This window comes from Haladaptatus caseinilyticus (assembly GCF_026248685.1).
GTDB lineage: Archaea > Halobacteriota > Halobacteria > Halobacteriales > Haladaptataceae > Haladaptatus > Haladaptatus caseinilyticus.
In genome coordinates this window covers 1,414,209-1,437,314 of the sequence record NZ_CP111036.1, presented here as the reverse complement: position 1 = coordinate 1,437,314, position 23,106 = coordinate 1,414,209, and the positions used below count along the sequence as shown (strand labels likewise).

General features: G+C 59.0%; 22 protein-coding genes. 8 read left to right on the top strand and 14 right to left on the bottom strand.

The annotated features are described in order from the left end of the window. Positions 1–157 precede the first annotated feature (157 nt). Complete coding sequence (locus OOF89_RS07815) at positions 158–967, top strand: aldo/keto reductase (RefSeq protein ID WP_266079711.1); 810 nt, start codon at positions 158–160, stop codon at positions 965–967. Here OOF89_RS07815 and OOF89_RS07810 read toward each other — a convergent pair whose 3' ends face one another. Beyond that, entirely contained in the window at positions 968–2,938 is a 1,971-nt protein-coding gene (locus tag OOF89_RS07810; protein ID WP_266074899.1) for a PAS domain S-box protein, read from the bottom strand. 159 nt (positions 2,939–3,097) lie between these two features. Here OOF89_RS07810 and kdgK1 point away from each other — a divergent pair, with 159 nt between their 5' ends. Both kdgK1 and OOF89_RS07800 read left to right on the top strand, forming a co-directional pair. Next, entirely contained in the window at positions 3,098–4,051 is a 954-nt protein-coding gene (gene kdgK1, locus OOF89_RS07805) for a bifunctional 2-dehydro-3-deoxygluconokinase/2-dehydro-3-deoxygalactonokinase (RefSeq protein WP_266079710.1), read from the top strand. Positions 4,052–4,341: 290 nt separating this feature from the next. Next, on the top strand, positions 4,342–5,745 hold the full coding sequence (locus OOF89_RS07800; protein ID WP_266074896.1) for a dihydrolipoyl dehydrogenase family protein: 1,404 nt from the start codon (positions 4,342–4,344) through the stop codon (positions 5,743–5,745). 6 nt (positions 5,746–5,751) lie between these two features. Here OOF89_RS07800 and OOF89_RS07795 read toward each other — a convergent pair whose 3' ends face one another. Further along, positions 5,752–6,537, bottom strand: coding sequence for a nucleoside phosphorylase (locus tag OOF89_RS07795; RefSeq protein ID WP_266074894.1), 786 nt, complete (start codon positions 6,535–6,537; stop codon positions 5,752–5,754). A 190-nt stretch (positions 6,538–6,727) separates the two neighbouring features. On the opposite strand from OOF89_RS07795, the gene OOF89_RS07790 reads away from it, so the two are divergent. Continuing rightward, the gene (locus OOF89_RS07790) at positions 6,728–7,024 is read left to right on the top strand and encodes a DUF6432 family protein (RefSeq protein WP_266074892.1); all 297 of its coding nucleotides are present in this window, start codon (positions 6,728–6,730) and stop codon (positions 7,022–7,024) included. Positions 7,025–7,066: 42 nt separating this feature from the next. Next, positions 7,067–8,185, top strand: a complete 1,119-nt coding sequence (gene ygfZ, locus OOF89_RS07785; protein WP_266074890.1) for a CAF17-like 4Fe-4S cluster assembly/insertion protein YgfZ — start codon at positions 7,067–7,069, stop codon at positions 8,183–8,185. Between the two features lie 17 nt (positions 8,186–8,202). Here ygfZ and OOF89_RS07780 read toward each other — a convergent pair whose 3' ends face one another. Then, the gene (locus OOF89_RS07780) at positions 8,203–9,039 is read right to left on the bottom strand and encodes a methyltransferase domain-containing protein (RefSeq protein ID WP_266074888.1); all 837 of its coding nucleotides are present in this window, start codon (positions 9,037–9,039) and stop codon (positions 8,203–8,205) included. Positions 9,040–9,171: 132 nt separating this feature from the next. Here OOF89_RS07780 and OOF89_RS07775 point away from each other — a divergent pair, with 132 nt between their 5' ends. Then, entirely contained in the window at positions 9,172–10,098 is a 927-nt protein-coding gene (locus tag OOF89_RS07775; protein WP_266074886.1) for a sulfide-dependent adenosine diphosphate thiazole synthase, read from the top strand. Positions 10,099–10,231: 133 nt separating this feature from the next. Here OOF89_RS07775 and OOF89_RS07770 read toward each other — a convergent pair whose 3' ends face one another. The 5 genes from OOF89_RS07770 to OOF89_RS07750 form a co-directional block, all read right to left on the bottom strand. Beyond that, positions 10,232–10,516, bottom strand: coding sequence for a HalOD1 output domain-containing protein (locus OOF89_RS07770; RefSeq protein WP_266074884.1), 285 nt, complete (start codon positions 10,514–10,516; stop codon positions 10,232–10,234). Positions 10,517–10,592: 76 nt separating this feature from the next. After that, positions 10,593–11,249 carry a helix-turn-helix domain-containing protein gene (locus OOF89_RS07765; protein ID WP_266074882.1) on the bottom strand — a complete coding sequence of 219 codons (657 nt, stop codon included), beginning with the start codon at positions 11,247–11,249 and terminating at the stop codon, positions 10,593–10,595. Positions 11,250–11,298: 49 nt separating this feature from the next. Further along, positions 11,299–11,976 (bottom strand): class I SAM-dependent methyltransferase, encoded by a 678-nt coding sequence (locus OOF89_RS07760; protein ID WP_266074880.1) that lies wholly within the window; start codon positions 11,974–11,976, stop codon positions 11,299–11,301. A gap of 87 nt (positions 11,977–12,063) precedes the next feature. Then, positions 12,064–12,378: an ASCH domain-containing protein gene (locus OOF89_RS07755; RefSeq protein ID WP_266074878.1), complete on the bottom strand. Its 315-nt coding sequence runs from the start codon at positions 12,376–12,378 to the stop codon at positions 12,064–12,066. Positions 12,379–12,438: 60 nt separating this feature from the next. Further along, complete coding sequence (locus OOF89_RS07750) at positions 12,439–12,804, bottom strand: DUF5518 domain-containing protein (RefSeq protein WP_266074876.1); 366 nt, start codon at positions 12,802–12,804, stop codon at positions 12,439–12,441. A 100-nt stretch (positions 12,805–12,904) separates the two neighbouring features. Here OOF89_RS07750 and OOF89_RS07745 point away from each other — a divergent pair, with 100 nt between their 5' ends. Then, the gene (locus tag OOF89_RS07745) at positions 12,905–13,864 is read left to right on the top strand and encodes an NOG1 family protein (protein ID WP_266079708.1); all 960 of its coding nucleotides are present in this window, start codon (positions 12,905–12,907) and stop codon (positions 13,862–13,864) included. Positions 13,865–14,078: 214 nt separating this feature from the next. Here OOF89_RS07745 and OOF89_RS07740 read toward each other — a convergent pair whose 3' ends face one another. After that, positions 14,079–15,407, bottom strand: coding sequence for a TIGR00341 family protein (locus OOF89_RS07740; protein WP_266074875.1), 1,329 nt, complete (start codon positions 15,405–15,407; stop codon positions 14,079–14,081). Between the two features lie 88 nt (positions 15,408–15,495). Here OOF89_RS07740 and engB point away from each other — a divergent pair, with 88 nt between their 5' ends. Further along, positions 15,496–16,116 (top strand): GTP-binding protein EngB, encoded by a 621-nt coding sequence (engB, locus tag OOF89_RS07735; protein ID WP_266074874.1) that lies wholly within the window; start codon positions 15,496–15,498, stop codon positions 16,114–16,116. A 543-nt stretch (positions 16,117–16,659) separates the two neighbouring features. On the opposite strand, the gene OOF89_RS07730 is transcribed toward engB, so the two are convergent. The 5 genes from OOF89_RS07730 to ddh form a co-directional block, all read right to left on the bottom strand. After that, positions 16,660–17,853 (bottom strand): redox-regulated ATPase YchF, encoded by a 1,194-nt coding sequence (locus tag OOF89_RS07730; protein ID WP_266074873.1) that lies wholly within the window; start codon positions 17,851–17,853, stop codon positions 16,660–16,662. A gap of 224 nt (positions 17,854–18,077) precedes the next feature. Continuing rightward, on the bottom strand, positions 18,078–19,127 hold the full coding sequence (locus tag OOF89_RS07725) for a dipeptide epimerase (RefSeq protein WP_266074872.1): 1,050 nt from the start codon (positions 19,125–19,127) through the stop codon (positions 18,078–18,080). Between the two features lies 1 nt (position 19,128). After that, on the bottom strand, positions 19,129–20,166 hold the full coding sequence (locus OOF89_RS07720; RefSeq protein ID WP_266074870.1) for a DUF1611 domain-containing protein: 1,038 nt from the start codon (positions 20,164–20,166) through the stop codon (positions 19,129–19,131). A gap of 216 nt (positions 20,167–20,382) precedes the next feature. Next, the gene (locus OOF89_RS07715) at positions 20,383–21,774 is read right to left on the bottom strand and encodes an FAD-binding oxidoreductase (RefSeq protein WP_266074869.1); all 1,392 of its coding nucleotides are present in this window, start codon (positions 21,772–21,774) and stop codon (positions 20,383–20,385) included. A 208-nt stretch (positions 21,775–21,982) separates the two neighbouring features. Continuing rightward, positions 21,983–22,918, bottom strand: a complete 936-nt coding sequence (gene ddh, locus OOF89_RS07710; RefSeq protein WP_266074867.1) for a D-2-hydroxyacid dehydrogenase — start codon at positions 22,916–22,918, stop codon at positions 21,983–21,985. Between the last annotated feature and the right edge of the window lie 188 nt (positions 22,919–23,106).

Below are 23,106 nucleotides of genomic sequence, written 5' to 3'. Positions count from 1 at the left end.
GCAAGTGCCGACTCCAACGAACAGCAATACCGGTAGCCCACAGCTCCGCCGCCGGTACGGGAAAGTACTGCCTGACTTCGAACGACTGGTTACGAATCCAGTCGGTATTTCCGCCGCCACAACCGCTTTCTTCCCCCTTACCCTTGCAGTGTATACGATGACGTACGATGCTAGCGATGGGATTCCAAAGCTCGGACTTGGAACGTGGCAGAACACCGATGGAGCGCAGTGTGCAAACAGCGTCAAATACGCCCTCGACCTCGGTTACGAACATATCGATACGGCACAGGCTTACGACAACGAGGAGCACGTCGGCGACGGAATCGCGGAATCGTCCGTCGCTCGCGAGGATTTCTTCCTCGCGACGAAAGTTTGGATCGACAACCTCTCCCACGACGACGTGTTGGAGACGACCGAGGCGAGTCTGGAAAAGCTCGGGACGGACTACGTAGACCTCCTCTACGTCCACTGGCCAGCCCGCGAGTACGACGCCGAGGAAACCCTCTCGGCCTTCGACCAACTGTACGACGAGGGGACGATCGAACACGTCGGCGTGAGCAACTTCGAACCCGAGCATCTGGAGACGGCACAGGAGGTTCTCGACGCCCCCGTCTTCGCCAACCAGGTCGAGATGCATCCCCTGCTTCCACAGGACGAACTCCACACCTACGCCAAGGAGAACGACATCCAACTCGTCGCCTACTCGCCGCTGGCGCGCGGCGAGGTGTTCGATGTTCCCGAACTGAACGAAATCGCCGACAAGCACGACGCCAGCGAAGCGCAGGTCAGCCTCGCATGGTTGATGCAAAGGGAGAACGTCGCCACCATTCCGAAGGCAACCGGCGAAGACCACATCGAGGACAACTTCGCCGCCCTCGACCTCGAACTAGACGACGAGGATGTAGCGAAAATCGACGATATCGACCGAAAGGAACGTGAAGTCGATCCGGATTTCGCGCCGTGGTGACTACCCTCGCAAAAACGCAGTGAACAACTTTTCTTCGGCTTTTCGGAGATGTTGGTGGAGCGTCGGGGATGAGATTCCGAGCGCATCGGCGACATCCTCGGCGGTGCTCGCACGTGGCCAATCGAAGTATCCCGCCGTGTACGTCGCTCGAAGAATAGTGAACTGGCGGTCAGTAAGTTCGTTTTCGACCTCCGCACGGAGTTCATCGACGGTTTTTGGAGATCGGTCGCACTCACGTTTCCCGACCAGTTCGGATGCCGGGAACGACGTTTCGAAGGTTTCGACCGCGTTTCGAACGTCCGCGTCAGCGGGCAATTCGGCGACGATTCGTGCGGTACCGTTCTCGGCAGCCGCTTCGGTCACCGACGCGCCCAATTCCGCCAGTGTTAGAACCGGCGAGGCGTTCATGATTACCAGTTCGAACAGCGTTCCGTCGATGTTCCGAATCCGTCGAATCGCATCAGCGTTCTCCGCACGTTCGAGAACGTCTTCCGCCGGAATTCCCTCGACACGAACGTATTCGAGGAGCGTTCCGCCTTCACCCGGAATTACCTCTTCGAGGACGCATGTTGCACCCGCCTCCCGTGATAGGGAAACGAAAAACGACGCCTCGTCCGTCGTTCGAAACACGAGTTCGATAACGCGGTCTGCAAACAGCAGTCGTTTGCTCTCGACCGCGTTGATGACGAATCCGATGAGTTCACCGAGGGCTTCAAATTCGACGGCTTCACGCCGGCCAAACGCGTCAGTCCGGGTCGCATAGACGACCAACACACCGTACGTCGTTTGTCCGTGGGAAAGCGGTACCGCGACTCCGGAGCGAATCGCATTGTCGGTTACCTGCCGTCGAACCGACTCCGGAATCCGGTCGTCGGAGCCGATATCGTTGATGACCGTCGTCGTTCCGGTGCGGAGAACCGCGCTGGCTGGACGCTCCCACTCGCTCTCCATGTCGTGCGTTTTGAACAGTTCCCGTGCACCGTCGTCGGTTCCAGCCTCCACCTTGACGCTGACACCACCCGTCTCTCGGTCCCGCTCGCCGATCCAGGCGAACTGATAGAGGTCGGAATCACCGAGGTGGTGGCACACGGTTCGTTCTACTTCCTTGCGCGACGCCGCCGAAACGAGCGCCCACACGAGTTCGCGGATGACCACGTTGATGTGGTTGAGGGTTTCCAACTGGTCGCGTTGTCGACGGATTTCCGATTCGCGTTGTTGGCGCTCGGTTACATCGCGTGTCACACCGACCACCGTCGTAGCCCCGTCCTCCGGGAAGTAGGTAAAGCGCGTTTCGACCGGCAGCAGGGACCCATCCCTTCTGATGAGTTCGGATTCCAACGATGCGAGGTCCCGTTCGCCATTCCGTATGGCCTGCGCCAACTGCGTCCCCCGTTCGAAACCTTCCTCGGTACTGAGGACCGACGCGTCCATTCCAAGCAGTTGCTCTCGGTCGTATCCGGCCAACGATTCGAACGCGTTGTTGACCGCAGTGAACCTGAATTCGTCGTCCAACGCGTACACACCATCGTCGATGGTCTCGAGCAGGGTTTCGTACTTTTCGAGTTCGTTCTCGCGCCGCTTTCGTTCGGAGATATCCCGTGCCGTTCCCGCGAGTCCGATGACGGTCCCGCCCTCGTCCGTAATCGGTGAGCCGTTGAATTCGTGAGGAATCCGCTCCCCGTCTTTCGTGCGGAGATACGATTCGACCGTTTGTGTCTCCCCGCCTTCGAGCACCGCTCGGGTCGTCGCCGCGATCACTTCACGCTCGTCTTCAGGGACGAACTCGAGTGGATCCATTCCGCCGAGTTCGTCGGCGGTGTATCCCGTCCGTTCCGGTACCCGCTCGTTCCACCGACGGAGTTGCCAGTCGCAGTCGATAGCATAAAACAGGTCGGGAAGTGCATCGTAGAGGTTACTGTCGAATAGCGTCGCTTCCGATTCCGACCCTCTTCCGTGCTCAGATTCGTCCATCCCTTTCCCGTAGTTGGGGATATGCCAACTACTGAAGAAATACCTTGTGATGATGAATCATACCATCGTTTTCGGCCTTTCGAAATCATCGACCACTCCCACGACTGATTGCATCGGCTTACCGGGTGAACTATGAGTTCCCCGGTCCATCTCGCTCACATGACCGACCTCGTGACGTTTGGCGAGACGATGCTACGCCTTTCACCACCGGACCGTGAGCGAATCGAGAGTACGTCCACCCTCGAACTCCGTGCCGCGGGTGCGGAGAGCAACGTCGCAATCGCTGCTAATCGACTCGGTGCGCAAGCGATGTGGGCGTCGAAACTCCCGGACTCACCGCTCGGCCGACGAGTCGTCGCCGGACTCAGGCAGTACGGTATCGATACCGAAATCGCGTGGAGCGACGAGGGGAGACAGGGAACATATTACCTCGAACACGGGACTGACCCTCGTGGAACGAACGTCATCTATGACCGGGCCGACGCCGCCGTCACGACGGCGGAACTGAGGGACCTCCCGCTCGATTCGATTCGTGACGCGAGGATTTTCTACACGTCAGGTATTACGCCCGCCCTCTCCCCGACGCTCGAATCGACCGTGAGCGAGATACTCGAAGAAGCACAGAAGACCGGGACGACGACCGCGTTCGACGTGAACTATCGCTCGAAGCTCTGGTCCCCTGCCGAGGCCCGCGAGACCCTCTCGGACCTCTTTCCTGCAATCGACCTACTCGTCACGGCCGAGCGTGATGCCCGTGACGTGCTCGGACGGTCGGGCAGTGCCGAGGACATCGCCCGTGGACTCGCCGACGAATGGGGATTCGAAACCGTGGTCGTTACTCGCGGTTCCGAAGGCGCCTTGGCGCGTCACGATGGTGAACTGTTCGAGCAGTCGGCGTTCGACACCGAGACGGTTGACCCGATAGGAACCGGGGACGCATTCGTCGGCGCGTTTCTCGCTTGCCGACTCGACGGCAAAGGGGTCCAGACCGCGCTCGAATACGGTTCCGCGACCGCCGCACTCAAGCGAACGATTCCCGGCGACGTGGCCGTCGTGACGCGACCAGAAGTCGAACGAGTGCTCGATTCGGATGGAGGCGAAATTTCCAGATAGGGGAGAGGGGAAACGTGTAGCCGATTGGGAACGGGATGCCGGTCCTCGTCGGGGTCGTTTGGTGCCGACTCCAAGCAAAACCGCCACCCGGACCACCCTCCTCCCAACCGACACCCGTTACTCGGGTTCGCTCGTGCCGGTCGTCCTTCGTAAAAGAGTCGAACAGGTCCGAGAAACGTTACCACACGTGTCGATTCGAAAATCCGGATATCGGCCAGCGCAGACGATAGTTTTCCGATCATTCCCGTCGGCACCTCAAACCCTAATGCCCACCAGTCATTACAACCCGTATGACCATTCACGTAGCGATAATCGGCGCGTACGGAAGTGCTGGCGTCGCAGTCGCGAACGGACTCGCCGATGAAGCAGACGTACAGTTGACGCTCGTGGACGACGGCGAACCCGGCGGTGGCCTATGTATCCTTCGCGGCTGTATGCCCTCGAAAGAGGTACTGTCGGCGTCTGCTCACAAGTTCCACGCCCGGCACGACCCGCGACTTTCCGACACGCCGGAGGTAGATTTGGAGTCGGTAGTGAACAGCAAAAACGAGCATATCTACGACTTCGCGGAGCACCGTCGAGGCGCGGTTCACGACCTCGCAGAGCGTGAAAACGTCACGTTCTACCACGATACCGCCCGGTTCGTGGACGATCATACGATTCGAATCGGCGATCAGGAGATCGAAGCGGACTACGTCGTCGTCGCCACCGGCTCGGTGATAAACGTGCCCGACCTCCCCGGCATCGACGATGTGGATTTCATGACCAGCGCGGACGTGCTCGATACGATCCGATTCCCCGACTCGGGTATCGTGATGGGCTTTGGCTACGTCGGCCTCGAACTCGCCCCGTACCTCACCGAGGCGGCGGAAATGGACATCACCGTCATCGAACACGACCCACGACCGTTGGACGAGGCCGACTCGGCGTTCGGCGACGAACTACTCGAGATCTATCGCGACGACTTCGGTATCGACATCCTGACCGAAACCGACGAGAAGCGGGTCGAATCCACGGACGACGGGGTCCGACTTTACGTCGAGCAGGACGGCGAGGAACGCGCCATCGAAGCCGACGAACTGTTCCTGTTCACTGGACGGCGGCCGAATATCGAACGACTCGGATTGGAGAACACGGACCTCGAACCGAATCCGGGGTGGGTTATGGACACCATGCAGTCCCGCGACGACCCCCGAACCTTCGTCGTCGGGGACGTAAACGGTAAAGAGCCGATCCTTCACGTCGCCAAGGAACAGGGGTTCAAGGCCGCCGAAAACGTTCTCGCTCACGCACGTGGGAACGACCTCGAACCGTACGAGAACGTCCACCATCACGTCATCTTCTCGGCCACCGGAGTGTATCCTTTCGCGCGTGTCGGCCTCTCGGAAGATGAAGCCGAGTCAGAAGGCCGGGACTACGTTGCCGTCTCTCGGCAAGCGAGCGATGACGGCGTGTTCAAAACGAAGCAGGCCTCGGAAGGGTTGGCAAAACTCGTCGTGGACGCGGACGACGGCACCGTCCTCGGTTATCAAGGATTACACTACCACGCTGATGTGATGGCGAAGACGATGCAAGTGGTCGTGGAGCAGGGGATGGACGTACGCGACGTTCCGGATCGGGCGTATCATCCGACGACCCCCGAGATTCTGGATGGTCTGTTCCGCGATGCGAGCGAGGAAATCGGCGATAACTAGCGTCACTCAGATCGACCGCCGGTTCGAATACGCTGTCAGCATCTCCTTTGCGGTATCGCCGAGGTGGTGCAGATCCTCTTTCGTCATGTGGAACTTCGGTTCCCACTCCGAGAGACCGAGATAGTCGCTGATCACGAAAATAGATCCCGCGTCCACGCCACGATGCGTCGCAACGGCGAACACCGCGGACGCTTCCATGTCCACCGTGAGAACGCCCTCGTCGGCGTATCGTTCGATTTCGGCTTTCGTCTCCCGATAGATGGCATCGGTCGTCCACGACGGGCCGACGTGAAACGTTTCGTCCCGATTTTTGAGCAGTTCCTTCAATTTCGCCGTGAATGATTCGCTTGCGTGTGCGAACTTTTCGGATTCGACGTAGTGATGCGACGTTCCTTCATCGCGGATCGCTTTGTCACAGAGTATGAAGTCGCCCATCTCGATGGAGTCGTCCAGACTGCCCGCGATTCCGACCGAGAGAAACGCCTCGACGCCGTCCGCGATGAGTTCGTCCATCAGCATCGCGGTCGTTGGCGCGCCGATACCGAAGTTCCCCATGACGCCCACGGAGTGACCCGTATCGGCAAAGAGGAACAGGTCGCCGTAGTAGTGGCTCACTTCCCGCCCTTCGTAGATGTCCGTGAAATAGCGCATCAACGCGTTACTGTAGCAGAAGATCACTGCCTGCGGAGGTTCCACAGCGTCGCCTTCGGTTTTCGATTGTCTGTACTCGGAGTGCGCTTTCGGCGTGATAACCGGTTCTGCTCCGTACTTTTCTCGGAGGTTCGGAAACATTATATTTCAGATAAAATACAGAGAACGTGGTCAAGTACTTTTTGCCGACCGTCCATCGGTTACAATTTATAGTCGAAGCTCCCTTCGGGAATAGGACGATGAATTCACCGTACTCCCACTTTCCATCCGAAACGATTCCTCGAAATGAATGGGAGGTAAGGCTAAAACCCGGGGTGACATAGAGACGGATATGAAGGCCAAGCGGGAGTATCGACGCCGCCCGGATATCGAGGTTCGGGTGCTCGACGCCCTCGTAGACCGGAGCGAGGATGGGATGACGGTATTTGAACTCCGGACACAAGTCGATGTGGCTATCGACGATTTGGAGGACGCGCTGGGCAATCTCAAAGAGGACGGCCTCATCAACGCGGAAACGAAGGAGAGACGAACCCTCATCAAACCGGACGAGCGCGTCGTTCCCGACCCTGACGAGGTGGGGGAAGAGCCGTCCATCGTCGATCGAATCATCGAGCGTCTGCCGCTCTGAGATATCCGACGTTTTTACCCGCCCTCGGCGACGAATACGACCATGCACTTGGAAGACCTGCACGCCGACCACGGGGCGACGTTCTGCTCGGTCGGCAACCGTCGGGTTCCACGCGATTATGGACGACCGGAACGCACACATCGTGCAGTCAGAAACGGTGTCGGACTCACGGAAATGCCGTACGGCGTTCTCGTTATTTCGGGCGACGACCGAATCGAGTACGTGGACAACGTCATCTCGAATACGGTTCCGACTGAAGACGGGCAGGGAGTTTACGCCCTCCTCCTCGACCCGCAAGGAAAAATCGAGATGGACATGTACGTCTACACGACGGACGACAAACTCCTCCTCTTTACGCCGCCCGGAAAGGCGACCCCGTTAGCCGAGGAGTGGCGGGAGAAGGTGTTCATTCAGGACGTGGAAATCACGGTAGCGACCGATCAGTTCGCCGTCTTCGGTGTTCACGGTCCGCACGCAACCGAGAAAGTCGCCAGCGTGCTGAACAACGTGAGCACACCCGACGAGCAGTTGTCGTTCGTTCGTGGGAAGATGGCCGACGTGGGCGTCACAGTGGTGCGAACCGACGCCCCGACTGGCGAGGAGGGATACGAAGTCATCTGCACGACCGACGAGACGGAAGACGAAATCGGCCGTCCCCGCCCGAACATCGAACTGGTCTTCGACGCGCTCATCACTCACGGGATGAACGCCGCGCCGTTCGGCAGAAAAACGTGGGAATCGCTGACCCTGGAGGCTGGAACGCCCCTGTTCGAGTTCGAACTCGAGGACGAAATTCCGAACGTCCTCGGAATTCGAAACGCGCTCGACTTCGAGAAGGGCTGTTTCGTTGGGCAGGAAGTCGTCTCGCGCGTCGAAAATCGCGGGCAACCGAGTCGTAGACTCGCGGGACTACGTCCCGAATCGATACCGGAGCGAGGCACGGCGGTCTTCGACGGCGACGAAGTCGTCGGCGAAATCACCCGCGCAATCGACAGTCCGTCCTGCGAGGAACCGATTGCGATGGCATTAGTGAACTACGGCGTAGCGATGGGAACCGAACTGACCGTCCGAATCGACGGCGAGGACGTCTCTGCGGAACTACTGCCGCTTCCGTTCGTGGAAGGGAGCGATTCCTCGGGGCGCGTACCGCGTTACGACTAAACGAACGCACAGACGATTCACCGCGACGGATACCATCTGATGGCGGTTTGCGGATGTAGCGGGTTCGCGCCGACCGCGTCGTACTCGGTATAGGTCACCGAAACGTCCGGATGCGCTCGAAGGACAGGCAGCAGGTCGGTTTCGAACCCACGAACGTCGGCGTATCGACGACGAAGCAGACCGAGGACGGTGTTCGAGGGATGTGGCACGGTCTGTTCGAGATGGACGCCCACGATGGATCGTTTTTCTGCATGGGAAACCAATCGATCGATCACCGACTGAACGCCGTCGAGCGTGGTAAGCGCACCATAGGTGAACACCACCACGTCGTCGTGGCCGTCGAAGATGCTCCAGTCGCCGTGAAAATCGAATGTTTTGACCGAGATACGGTTTTCGTCGGCGTGCAGTTCCCGCGAGATGGTGACACCTTGTTCCGCGATTTCACCACCGACGACGGTCACGTCGGGAAACGAGTCGGCGATGATGCCGAGATTCCGACCCCAACCGCAGCCGAGGGCGACGACGGTTTCGCCACCGTCGAGAACCGGGCGAAGGGTTTCACGTACGGCATCTTTTTCCAGGGCGACCAGGTCGTTCGTGCTGGCGAGGTATAGCGATTCATCGATGGAGATGACGTCCGGTTCCTCGCGACCTTTCGCACGTGTTTCGAGGGAGAAAGTCTCACGGTCGAGGCCAGTGTCACGATAGTGTTCCAGTACATGACCGTATATCGTATCGTACACATCGATATCGGTGTAGGCGTCTAACTCGCCCGGTGGGTCACGGTTGGGGTCGAGGAGATAGCTGGCCCATTCGGAATACTGAGGCAGTCGATCGAGCGGGAGGAGTTCCATCGGACTTGTACTCTGTTCACATGCAAGTAATGAAATTTCCGATTGGCCGAACCGTTCGGCCTCCGTTTACCGTCCTTGTACCACCAACGGAGGGAAACCGTTTTCAATAACTTAGTAATATCACTAGGTGGTATGCACGATTTCGATGGATTTGCGGACGTTAGTGAAGCGGAAGTAACGCGAGCAATCGGCACCGCGTGGAGCGACGAGTTCACCGAGTTTTCCGAGAGCGAGGTCATCATCGTCGGCGGCGGTCCGTCCGGACTTGTGGCCGCGAAGGAACTCGCCGACCGTGGGGTGCAGACGATGGTCGTGGAGAAGAACAACTACCTCGGCGGAGGCTTCTGGCTCGGCGGCTTCCTGATGAATAAGGTCACGGTTCGTGACCCCTCACAGACCGTCCTCGACGAGTTGGGCGTTCCCTACGAGGAGTCGGACGAAGCCGAGGGACTGTACGTCGCAAACGGACCACACGCCTGTTCTGCGCTCATCGAATCGGCCTGTGCCGCGGGCGCGAAGATACAGAATATGACCGAATTTACCGACGTCGTGGTTCGCGAAGGCCACCGCGTTGGCGGTATCGTGATGAACTGGACACCGGTTCACGCCCTCCCGCGCGAACTCACCTGTGTTGACCCGATCGCGGTCGAATCCGACCTCGTCATCGACGCGACGGGTCACGATGCGGTCGTCGTCTCGAAACTCCAAGAACGCGGCGTACTGGACGCCCCGGGTCTCAGTCACGCGAAGGAGTACAACACCGGGATGGACAAGACCGAGGACGGCCAGTACGGTGCACCCGGTCACGACTCGCCCGGGCACGATTCGATGTGGGTCGCGAAGAGCGAGGACGAAGTGGTCGAACACGCTGGCACCGTTCACGACGGACTCATTGCAACCGGCCTCGCCACGGCGACGACGTACGGCCTCACCCGAATGGGACCGACCTTCGGCGCGATGCTGCTGTCGGGCAAGCGTGCCGCACAGGTCGCGCTCGACGAATTGGATGTCGGTGGAACCGTGGAGATGGCGGGAAGTCCGTCGCCCGCTGACGACTGAGCACGAATTCCCTTTTCCCGGCTCCCCTCGCCAAACTCGTCTTATCTACCCGCGGAGTCAACAGAATACGGCTGATTCGATTAAGCCCCGAAAACGCAGGAAAGTCGCCACCGACCGTGTCGCATACTCCGATTCACCGGGACGTATCAATGACCGTAATCGATTCGTTCGGATGGATAGTGACCTGGTAGCCAGCGTATTCGAAGACCGTTCGTGGTGAAGAACGTCCATACATCGCATCGAGTGCGTCCGGGTCCAGAACATCGTACAGCGGTGGCGTCAGGTTCGCCGGTTCACAGCCTTTTTTCTCAGCAATTGCTCGGATAACTACGTCGCTGATTGCTTTCGAAATCGGTTCGGAGGTCATTCCGTCCTCCGAACCGTCGTTTCTGGGGTCCAGTGGGGGCTTCGAAACCATTACAAACCCCTTCACTGGCCAATCATTAGCCACTGTGGATTGATTATGTATGGCATTTATATTCTTCTGCGGTCGTTCATTCCTCGCGTCGGGGATGAATAAGCGTATTCGCGATGAGATTTCGATGTCCGCGCCGGAGGCGTTCGGATAGGGCTTGACGTGTGATTTCCAAGTCGGCGGAAACCTCTTCGAGAGTCGCTTCGCGGGGTTTGTCGAAATAGCCCGCATCGAATGCAGAAACGAGTGCTGACTCCTGTGGCGGAGTGAGCCGATACTGCGTCCCCACTTGCATTTCGGCGACAGTGTAGATTCGAGTAATAGTGATCGGAATATCGTGATCGGCACAGTAGTCCTGAAATTCCGTCATTCCCTCGTGGTCTTGCGTTCGAAATTCGAACTCCCAGTGGTCCTCCGAACCGGTGGCAGAAAGCAGTACCAATCGTGTTTTGGTGATTCCCTTGAGAATTCCGTCCACATCGAGATTCCACTCAGTTCGGAACAGTGCTCCGTCTTTGACCGTATCGACGAGTTCGATGGAGTGAACCGCGGGGTTGCTTTCGAACGCATCCTCGATATCGTCCACGTCTTTTCCCCAGACCCAGAAGTAGGGAACGAGTGCGTGGTTCGTCGGAATTACCCGCTCGAGTTCGATATCCACCTCGGAGAACGTCTCGAAGATACTACCGAGTGGAAAATCGGTCGGCGGAACGGTGATGTTGATTATTGTCGTCATTTGTAAACGTCTCCTTACGAGCAATCCCGATTGGTCGGTGCAGCCGATATTACGGTATTTTTCCACCCGTAATCCGAACGATACCTAGTGCGTGTTCGCTATTGCTTGTTTCGACTGTACGCTCCGATAGCATCCGTCGTGCTTCCGCGACCCTTTCGTCTAGCACGTTCCACGGTGGCTTCTCGAAGTTCGTCCCACCCCCGGGCGTCGAAGCGATGACCAGTCCGCGGAACGCCTGATTTACGGGCCAAGAGTACGGATGCGTGCTCTGGCCTGCATCGAGCAGTGCCAGTCCACCACCCGAACTGATTCCGTCTAGCCAGCGTCCGATGGTAGTATGCGGGTCGTCGAGCATTCCGACGACGAACGTCGCGAGAACGGCATCAACCTCCCCGCGGAGCTCGAACGCGGCGGCGTCAGCCTGTACGAGATGGACGTTCTTCCACCCCTCTCGTTCGACTCTGTTACGCGCTTGCTGAAGCATCCCACGGGTGAAATCGACACCGACAACGGTCCCGTTCGGTCCGACGCGTTTCCGAAGGTGTGAAAAGTTCGCTCCCGTACCACAGCCCATTTCTATGACCGTATCACCGGAGGCGAGGCCGAGTTCGTCGACGGCGCGGCCGCGCAACTGGGAGAGGCCGGGCGTCGCCGACGCCAGGAAGTCGTAGAGCCGTGCCCACCGCCCGTAGAACTGCTGGGCGGCAGTTGTTCCGCGCTCTGACATGGGGACAGGTACGACCGGATTGGATAAAAGGAGTCGGGCTGGATATGCGGGTTCGTCGTATCGTATATACGCGAAAGACGTGGAGGCTTACGCTACCTGTTCGAAGCGATGCCGGTAAACTGTCGCATCGTCGTCCCACTCGAAATGATCGTGAGCGTGTTGCAACCGTTCACGGTACGCATCCAGATCATCCGAGCCTTCCGCCTGCGCATCTTCGTCCGTTAGGTCTCCCAATTTTCGCTCGGTGACTTCGACCACTTCGAACGTCTCGCCGTCGATGTCGAAGGTGTCACCCTCATCCGCATACCGGTCTCCGCGATGCAACTGCGAGACGCGCCCGGACGCGACTGCCTGTTGAATATGCTCCGCTGGAAGGAGTGTGTCGGCGTCGATCGTAGCCATGGTGGGAGTTCGGTCTGTGAACAAAAAACGTCTGCCCTTTCGGAAGTTCCGCTCGACGGGTTAGCTTTTGAGCAGTGAACCGACGGCACCGCCGATCGCGCTGTCGAGTGCCATGATGAATGCGACGAGGAGTGCGGCGAGGAAGATACCGATGCCGCCGAACAACGACCCGACGGGACCGCCAGCCAATCCACCGACGACAGTTCCGGCGAGACCCAAAACGAGAGCGACGACGATTCCGCCGAGCGCCCCCGCGAGCAGCCCGTGCCAAAAGCCACGAGCCATGCTACCGCCTGCGACGTATCCTGCGGCAAACCCCCCGATAAGTCCGGCACCGATGTGGCCGATTCCGGGGACGGCGAACGCGACAACGCCCGCGATAACGGAGACGATGAAGCCGACAAAAACTGCGTACCAATCGGTCATGGGATATCAAATACGCGTCCAACGAAGAAAAGCTTCCCACCGAAACGGAGCAAACGACGCTATGGACGCGCTTTTAAGCGGGGAGTTCATACAGATGATCATGATTTTCGAGACCCTACCGACGACGCCCACGTCGGAGGAACTCATCGACAAGGCGTTCTCGCGGGCAGCACGGGCAGGCCGTGCCAAAAGCGGCATTCAAGCCCAACAGTCCATGCTCCAGACCGCCTCGAACGTCCTTTCGGACAATCTCCAGAACGTCGTCACCGAATGGCCCGATTTCCGCGAGGTAGACCCGTTCTACTACGAAATCGCGGACGCCGTCGTAGAGGTAGACGAGATTCGACAGAGCCTCTCCGAAATCCAATGGGCCTCGCGAAAGACGAAAGAAATCGGCCGAGAGTACCAAGGCAAGCTCCGCGGCGACATCAACTACACCCGAAAGGTTCGTAAACAGGGGTTCGCCCGCCTCGCGGACATCGTAGAGGAAGTCGAAGACGACTTGGACCGCGTCGGCGAGGCACGGAACGACCTCCGCAAACTACCCGACATCAACCCCGACGATCCGACCGTCGTCGTCGCGGGATACCCCAACGTCGGGAAATCGTCGTTCGTCAACGATGTCACCCGCGCTCGCAACGAAATCGCGAAATACCCCTTTACGACCAAGGGGGTCCATGTCGGCCACTTCGAGCGCGACCACATCAGATACCAAATCGTGGACACACCCGGTCTGCTCGACCGACCCGAAGACGAGCGGAACGCCATCGAAAAACAGGCAGTGTCGGCACTCACCCACGTGGCGGACTGCATCCTGTTCGTGGTGGACGCCAGCGCGTACTGTGGCTATCCGCTCGATGCACAACTCGAACTCCGCGATTCCGTGGAAAAACAGTTCAGTGACGTGCCGGTGCTCACGGTCTGTAACAAATCCGACCTCTCAACCGACGTGGAGGCAGACCGATACATGAGCATCGAGGAGGATGACAACGTCACGGAAACCCTCGATGCCGCCGTGGAAGCCATCGGCTACGAACCCGAACTGCCGTTCGACGGCTAACGAACGCTGCAACAGTTGCTGGTAAACGGCGGCTACTGCCGTCGAACGGCTTCTTCCGTCCCGTCGGTTGTACTCACCCATGAGATACCCGTTACTCGTCTGAACCCGACCGTCATTTCCGTACCAGTGTCCACTACTGAGAACGTAGATTCCAAGCGCTGTGAGTAGTGAACGTTATACTGAGGACGAGATACGATAGCGACAATCGAATAGCTCAGGCAGGGGTTTCGTCTATTTCCACGTATCGAACCTGAACCGCGACCTCTCGCCCCGTTTGGCGTTCGATGCTGTTTTGGAGGCGATTCGAAAGGTTCGGATAGCGCTTTCCTTCGGGTCGCCCGACCGTTACCGTGACACGACTCGGTTTTCGGAACGGGAGATTACCCGCATACGTGGCCTTCCCCATCGGGAGCGCACGCCGATATTGCACCTCCATATCCAACTGTTCCGCCTGTTGAAACTGCGACTGGTTGAGTACTTGCACCACCGTCGTATCTGCTTGCTGTTCGAACTGCGCGCCCTGATACGTGGAGTACGTCACACCACCGAGGAAAACGGAGAGGACGGCGAGAGCCAGGACGAGCACGCCGACCCGTCGAACCGTCTCTTTCCGCGACCGCTCCAGTTTGAACCAGCTCCGCGGTTGGTAGCCCATATACTGGAGCGTCGCGATCGCCGAGAGGTTGATCGACAGTACGTTCACCAAGACGAGGACACTCGCGCCGAGTGCGACCATGGGTTCTCCCCATGCGATACCGACGCCGACCGCCGCGGCGGGCGGGATGAGCGCTGCGGCGATCATCACACCCACGAGGGCGACCGATACGCCTGCCGCGAGACTGACGATACCCGCCGCACCAGCGCCGAGTGCGACGATGAGCGACAGGAAGTCGGGGGTCAACCGGCCGCTTATCTGCTGAATAGCGACGATATCCGTGTTGGGCGGGAACAGGAAGAGGTGGCGAACGAGCAGGGCGAACAGGGTCGAACTGGCGATGGCCGTGCCGACGCCGAGCAGTTGGAGTTTGACGCCACGGTGGAAGAGATCGCGCTCGTGGAGGACCGTCCCTACACCCGCACCGAGTGCCGGGCCGACCAGTGGGGCGATGACCATCGACCCGACGACGACGGCAGGTGAGTCGAGCAGCAGTCCCGCCGTTGCGACGACGGCACTTACCACGGTCATGAAGACGAACGTTTGGAGACGGGGCGACATTTCCCTGGCTTGCGTGAGGATTTCGTCGCGGGCAATTCTGTCGCCACCGTTTTCGGCGTCGTAGCGTTTTGATAGCTGTTGAAACTGTCGAGACGTGTCCGTTTCGGCGTCGATGATGACCGTGTGTGCATCGTCGCTCAACCCAGCATCGTGAAGTTTGTCGATGACCGGTTGCACGGCGTTCGGCGGGAGCGGAAAGGTGGCAATGGCGGTGTATTTGCGTCCGCTCGTTTCGTCGGTTAGAAAGAAGTCGATACCCTCGGCCTCGAGCGTCTGAACGACCGCCTCGCGCTCGCCCGTCGGGATAGAGACCTGTAAGAGTCGCATAGTTCCCGGTGGGGTTCGCAGATTGATATAATCGCTGGCCCGGGTGCGAAAACACGTCCGTTAAGCCCGGTCGGGGAGAAAGACGTGTATGTTCGACAATCGACCCAACCGAGATGCTGAAATCGTCTTCGTCGGGCGCTCGAACGTCGGGAAGTCCACCCTGATGCGCGAACTGACGGGGCATAAATTCGAGACAGGTGGCAAACCCGGCGTGACGCGCAAACCGAACCATTTCGACTGGGCCAGCGAGGATTTCATGCTCACTGACCTTCCGGGCTTCGGGTTCATGTCCGGCGTCGAAGAGGAGTACAGGGAACAGATAAAGACCGACATCGTACACTACATCGAGGACAACGCTGACGAAATTCTTCTCGGCGTGCTCGTCGTGGATGGCAAGAGCGTCATCGACATCATCGACCGTCACTCGGGCGAGGACGAAATCCCGCACGACGTGGAGATGTTCTATTTCCTTCAAGACGTGGGTATTCCCGTCGTCGTCGCGGTGAACAAGATGGACAAAGTGGATGATAGGGACGAACGATTGGACGACCTCTGTGACCGACTCGGACTGCACCCGCCGTGGAAACAGTGGCAGGATACCATCGCGCCGATCACCGCAAAACGCGGGAGCATCGACGCACTGAACGAATCGGTGAAAGAACATCTGCACGACCAGAAGCGCGACGATTTGCTCAAATTCTTCTCGTAACGGCGGGTAGTTCGGAGAGATCGTTTTCCATCGTCTAGTTTCGAGCACTAACCGGTTTGGTCGCTTTTTGACATATAAACCTACGTGTGAAGGGTTAGGCGTTGGCCGCTGGAAAATCGGTTGGAGACGAATCAATGTGCTTCGTCCTTCGATTACTACTGTGGTGCTAGGTAGTCCCGACAACAAACGAAGCCACCGGAAGAGCGAAGCCCTTCCGAGGCTGGGAAAATCGGGAATTTTCCCCGGCCCTCAGTCGCTTCGCTTCCTCGCCCTTTATCCATCAAGGAACCGCCACCGCCAGTGTTCCCACCCCTCCGCACCAGCGTAGGCTGGACTCGCGCCTCACTTCGTTCGTCGCTCGTCCGAATACGCTGGCGCATCCTTTTGGCCGAGTAATCAAGCGACGTGGCGCGCGCTGGCGGGGTTTCGAGGACACTTCGTCCGAGAAATCGAGTAAAAGCGTGCGGGGGGAGCGAAGCGAGTCGGTTGGGGAGGCATATGGGCGGTGTCGGAACGTTATAGAAACCGCCACAAACTCACCACCTACTGGTTCGTCGAAACGATTTCGACGACCGACCGATGATCCAACTCAGTGCTGGAGCCGATCTGACGCTTACTACGACAGTCGATACCGTGGAGGAACCCGTCGCCGATATCGCTGTGCAGGTGATAGGCGAAGTCCTCGGCGGTAGAACCACCGGGGAGAAGGAAGCAGTCACGGAAGACACCCTTTTCGCTGGCGCTGCCGTTCGCGGAACCGGGGAAGATAGCCATCAGATTCAGTTCGTCGAACAGCGCCGCTTCGATGGCTTTCTGGACACCCGTACCACCGAATTCGGTGACGAACTCCCGAATTCGGGAGAGACCTTCTTCCTGTTCGTCGCTCACGTCACCCATGATTTCGAAATCCTCGTCGCCAGCGTCGTAGTCGATGACACCCTGTTCAGCCGCGTTTTTGAGCGCCTTTTCTGCGTGTGCACTGGCCGGAACGATGGTCAGATGTTCGTATTCCGGGTCGGACGTGATGTCATCGTAGTTCGCCTGCGCCTCGGGCGTGTCCATCTTGTTCGCCGCGATAACCATCGGTTTGGTGCGCTTTCGGATTTCGCGGGCGAGTTCCTCGCGGTCATCGTCGTCCCACGTATCGGGGTCCAAATCGAGTCCGAGCGCGAGGATGATTTGCTTGATTTCGTCCTTGTTCGTTTTGAAGGCGGACATCTGTTCGGCGAGGTCGATTTCGATGTGTTTCTCGTCGCCGTCGTAGCCCGACCGGTAGCGCTCGATTCCCTTTTCCAGAATCTCCAGATACCACATGTCGAGTTCGTTTTCGAGGAACGCGATGTCCTCTCGTGGGTCGTGACCCTCGGTCGGTTCACCTTCGATATCGGTCTGACCCGAGAAGTCCACGACGTGAACCAACACGTCGGCCTCGTTTAGGTCAGTGAGGAACTGGTTGCCGAGACCGTTGCCCTCGTGAGCGCCGGGTATCAAACCTGCGACGTCAACCAGTTTCGTCGGAACATAGCGCGTACCCTCCTCACAGAACCCGACGCTCGGAGTACACGATTCGTCGAATTCGGGTGCCGCGCAGTCCACGCGGACGTACGCCTCGCCGACGGAAGGGTCGATGGTCGTGAAAGGGTACGCACCCTCCGGCACATCGTTCATCGTTGCAGCATTGAAAAACGTCGATTTGCCCACGGAGGGCTTCCCGACGAGTCCGATTTTGTAACTCATTAGGCCGGATTGGGCCATCCGTGGGTAAAGGAGTTTTCAAACGTTGACACGTCTGATACGTGGTATCGAATGGCGTGGGAAGTCGGGTAATGGGACTCTCGACAGGTCGTAACGGCGCAAACTGCGCCTGCGAAAGAGGTCGTCGCTCTCGCGGCCGGGACAGTCGATTGTTTTCGCCGGCGCGAACTCGATCACTCACTTCGGTCACCCCACAGAACACAGGTTCAGCGCGAAGGCGTAATTCCGTGCCCCGGCCCGCCGATGTCGATGGTTGGCTCCCGATTCGTTGCAACCACATCGTCCGCGAGCAAGCGATTCCCATCCAAATCGACGTGCGAGAACGACCCGATTCCGGACACGAGGTGCGCGCTCGCATGGATGCCGATTGCGCTTTCGAGCATACATCCGACCATCAGTTCGACGTTTGCGGCTTCCGCAATGCTCGCGATGTCCTGCGCGGCTAGCAAGCCTGATTTGCCAAGTTTGACGTTGAGTATGTCCGCGGCGTCCTCGCGAACCACTCGAATCGCGTCCTCCGGCGTGAACACCGTCTCGTCCGCAGCAACTGGAATCGAAACCGCATCACGGGTGCGGGCGAGACCGACCACGTCGTCGGCCGGAACCGGTTGTTCGATGAGCGAACAGTCGATTCCCCGCGATTCGAGTTCGGCGGCGAACTGGATGGTCTCCTTCGGCGACCATCCTTGATTCGCATCGACCGCCAGTTCCGCATTCGGCGCCCCCTCGTGGACGGATTCGACTCGCGCAACGTCGCGTTCGACCGTGGTTCCGGTTTTCACTTTTAGATGATCGAAACCCTCTTCGACGGCGCGAGTTGCGCGGTCGGCAGCCTCGTCGGGTGGGAGAATCGGAATCGTGAGGTCCGTCGTCACCGGGTCGGGTGACCCGCCGAACAACTCGGAGAGGGGAACCCCTCGCTCCCGGCAGTAGGCGTCTACAATCGCGGTTTCGACCGCGAACAGGGCCGAAACCATTCCGGGGAACGTAGTACGGACCTCCGAAACGAGTTCCCGATAGTCGGCGATATTCTTCCCCTCCAGCAGTTCGACGGCGGCACGTGCGGTCGCGAGCGCCGCTTCCTGTGTTTCCCCCGTGACTGGCGTAAGCGGCGAGCCTTCGCCGTAGCCGGTGGCGTTCTCGGTTTCGACCGTCACGAGCAGATTGTTCGCGTGATGCTGCGTGCCGAGCGAGATTTCGAATGGTTCACGGAGGGGTAAATCGAGGGGCGAGACAGTTACCTGCCCGATGTTCATCTTACAATGCCTCCCGAACTGCCGCGAGCAGGTCCTCCGGCCCGTTTTCGTCGTAGACGTTCGCGGCAGGAACGGGATAGGTAGCTTCCTCGGGGGTAGCCCACGTCGAAACGCCCGCAACCGTCGCGTCCGACAGTTCGGTCACGAGGTCGATTTCCGTCTCGACGCCCGCGACGGGCCACTGTTCGAAGTGGGTCCGGCCCTCTCGGTCGGGGTCGTCCACCAGTACGACGGCATCCGGCCATGCGCCGTGCAATAGCGAGAGCGTAACACCGGAGTACGCACGATGAGTGAGCGCGGCCTGTCCCTCCACGAAAACGATGTCGTGGTCCCGTGCGACCGCATGAACGAGGTCTTCGACCACTCCCGAAGTAAAATCGGCGGGGACGCGGTCGATAACGACGCCTCGGTGTGCTCCGACCATGATTCCCGTCTGGCCGGTGGCGACCCACCCCGCGTTCAGTCCAGCACGCGTCGCCGCGCGGTAGAGTTCGAAGGTCGTCGTTCGCTTGCCGACAGCACAGTCAGTACCGACGGTCAATACGACATCGGCGTCGGCCTCGTCAACTGTTCCGTCCGCGACCCGAAGTTCGTCCTCTTCCGGCGGTTTTCGTACGTCGAAGAGTCGAGCGTCGTGTTCGTCCGCGAGATCCTGCCACGAGGACTGTTCGGAGAGAAAGACGTGAAGACCGGAAACGATGTCGAGTCCGCCGCGAATCGCCGCTTCGATATCAGCTACCCACTCGTCCGGCAGCGCACCACCAGCAGGTGCGACACCGATGACGAGGGCTTCGGCGTCAGGGGAGCGCTCGATGGCTTTCTCAGTGGAGGTGACGATTGGGACGTTTTCGACGTCGTCTCGGCCGAGAACGTCGCCCGCATCCTCCCCGGCGTGCGTCGAGTCGACGACCGCTTTTGCGTCGAACAGTTCGCTGTGCATGACGACGCCGTTCGCCGTCTTGCCATCCATGGTTCCGAATGCGCCCTCTGCGAGAACGATCGCCGATGCAGGGGCGTCGAAAGCGTCGCGAAGGTTCATGTGCTACACAGGCGGGTTGCCAATGAAAGTTTTGCCCCCTTTCATAGTAGGGTTGCCGACGCTTGGTCGTGGTTTTCGAGCAGGAATCCCTCAAATCGACAGTAAATACGTTTTTCCGCTGCTCCTCGACGGGGGACGGTAGTAACCGAAGTCGCACGAATCGTGACAACGGTGCAATACGCTTCATCGTGGTAAGGAACAAAAAAGTTCGAAGCCTCAGTTTGCCGGTTCGATGTTCTGGTTCACGTGGAAGAAGTTGTCGGGGTCGTACTCCGCTTTGACCTCGCGCAACCGCTCGTAGTTATCACCGTAGCTGGCTCGAATCCGATCCTCTCCTTCTTCCATCATGAAGTTGATGTACGAACCGCCGACCGTGTGCGGATGGAGCGCATCCCAGTAATCGCGCGCCCATTTGGTGATTTTTCCGTCGTTCGCCGGGTCGGAATCGACACCAACGATGACCATCGACCACGTTGCATCGCGAACGTTCCAGGCGGTTTCGTCCGGTGCAACCTCGTGGACGGCACCATCGATGGGATAGAGATGCATCGTCGATTTCGCGGTTGGGACCTCGCTGAAGCGCTCGTGTACGTCGATGGCTTCATCGGTCAGCTCGCGCACGTAATCCCCCTTCCAGTACCACTGGTCGCCCGGCGGGTAGAGGTCGTCGAACAAGCTTTGGAGCGCCGGATAGGGCATCGGCCCTACGTGCTCGAACAGCGGTTCGGCGACATCACGAGCCGATTGAAGCATCTCCTCGGCTTCGGATTCCGATCCAAGACAGCACCACATCAGTCCACAGACGTTCTCACCGTGAATCTCCTCCGGGAAGGGGTCGCCTGGAACTTCGGCAACTAAAAAGAACGCGTACACGTCCTCCGGTGCCTGCGGTAGCCACTCGCGGTACCAGCGCATCGTCGATTCGAGTTCGTCTATCGGCCAAAACAGCGGCCCGGCAACCACCGTGTCTACCGGATGTAATCGATACTCGAAGGAGACGACCACGCCGAAATTGCCGCCGCCGCCGCGGAGCGCCCAGAACAGGTCTTCGTTTTCGTGTTCGCTCGCACGAACCAACCGCCCATCTGCCAGTACGACGTCCGCGCTCAGCAGATTGTCGATGGTCAAGCCGTATTTTCGGGTCAGATAGCCGTGTCCTCCGCCGAGGGTGAGGCCACTGACACCCGTCGTGGAGATGACACCGCTGACCGTTGCGAGGCCGAAGGCGTGAGTTGCGTAATCCACGTCACCCCACGTGCACCCGGGTTCGACTCGTACGGTTTTCGCTTCAGGGTCGACATGAATGCCGGTCATGTCCGAGAGGTCGATGACCAATCCGTCGTCCACCAGTCCCAACCCGGGACCGCTGTGGCCGCCGCTTCGTATCGCGGTATCGAAGTCGTTTTCCCGGGCGAAATGTACCGTCGAAATCACATCCCCGACGTTGGCACAGTGGACGATCAACCGTGGCCGTTTGTCGATCATCGCGTTATAGATCGTGCGTTCGTCGTCGTACCCCGCGTCGTTCGGGCCAATCACGGTTCCCCGAAGACCCTCCCGAAGTCGTTCGATGGCCGTTTCCTCATCGTCTCTTGCTTTCGTCGCCATTGTGTTCCCCCGTCTTTTACGCCCATCCTGACGGCCGTCATGTCCGATTCACCGCCACAGCGAGCGCTAGTTGACCTACAATTCACACAACATTAGAAGTTGCTAAATGATAACTTCTGTCAAAGTATCGTTCCGAATCGACAAAATATCATATCACGGCCGGTTCGACGGAGACCACGCTATCGAAGAACTGTCGGCGATGAACCGTCTACACGACGCGGTTCGTGATCTCTTCGTCGGCGTCGATATGTTGGACGTTCTCCCGCACCAACTCCGCGATATGTTCGTAGTAATCGCGCTCCGCCGCGGCAGCGTGGGGCGTCACGATTACGCCGTCCATCTCCCACAACGGGGAGTTCTCGGGAAGGGGTTCCGCCTCGAACACGTCCAGGGCAGCACCCGCGATTTCTCCCTCCTCTAACGCGGCGATCAATGCGTCCTCGTCCGCGCATTTTCCGCGGGCGACGTTGACGAAGTAGGCATCCTCGCGCATGATGGCGAACTCCGCCTCGCCCATCAGTTTTTCCGTTGCATCGGTGAGCGGCGTCGCTAGCGCGACGAAGCGGGCCTCCGAAATCGCCTCGTGGAGGTCGTCGTTCGAATACACCTCGCGAACGTGTGGGACCGGTTCGGGGGACCGCCGGACGCCTGTGACGTGCATCCCGACCCCGTCAGCCCGTTTTGCGATTCCCCGTCCGAGCGTGCCGAGACCGACCACGCAAAGCGGTTCGTGTTGGAGCGTGAACGGTTCGTCCCACGCGGGACGGTCCCATTCGTGGTCGATCTGTTGGCGAGAAAACGCGTGAAGACGGCGTGAAATGGAGAGCATCATCCCCAGCGTGGATTCGCCGACGCTGGTACCGTGGATTCCGGTGCTGTTCGTCAGGGTGATTCCTGCATCCTCGAATTCGGAAAGCGGGAATCGGTCGTAACCCGCCTGAATCGAGTGAATCCATTCAAGCCCCGAATCGAGGAACGCATCACAGTGTGCAAACGTGACTACCGCGTCACAGCCCGCGATTTCCGTCGGGTCGTCACCGACCACCGCGACGTTCGGGTCGATGGACGAAAGCGCCTCGTGCAACCGTTCGGGTGGGAAGACGGCCTCGACCGACTCGTGGATTCCGAGGTGGGAAATCTGCATACGGGTGGTTACCGATGGCGTGCGGATGAATCTTCGGAACGGGGCAGAAGAGCACGGGAGGAGCGATAGCTATCGCACAGCTTGTCTGTGCTAAACCTGTTACTCACCATCGATGTACGGAAGGGCGGCTCGGGTAAAATCCTCGTCACAAGGGGCTCGGAGGGGGTAACTTTCGTCACCGCCGCCCG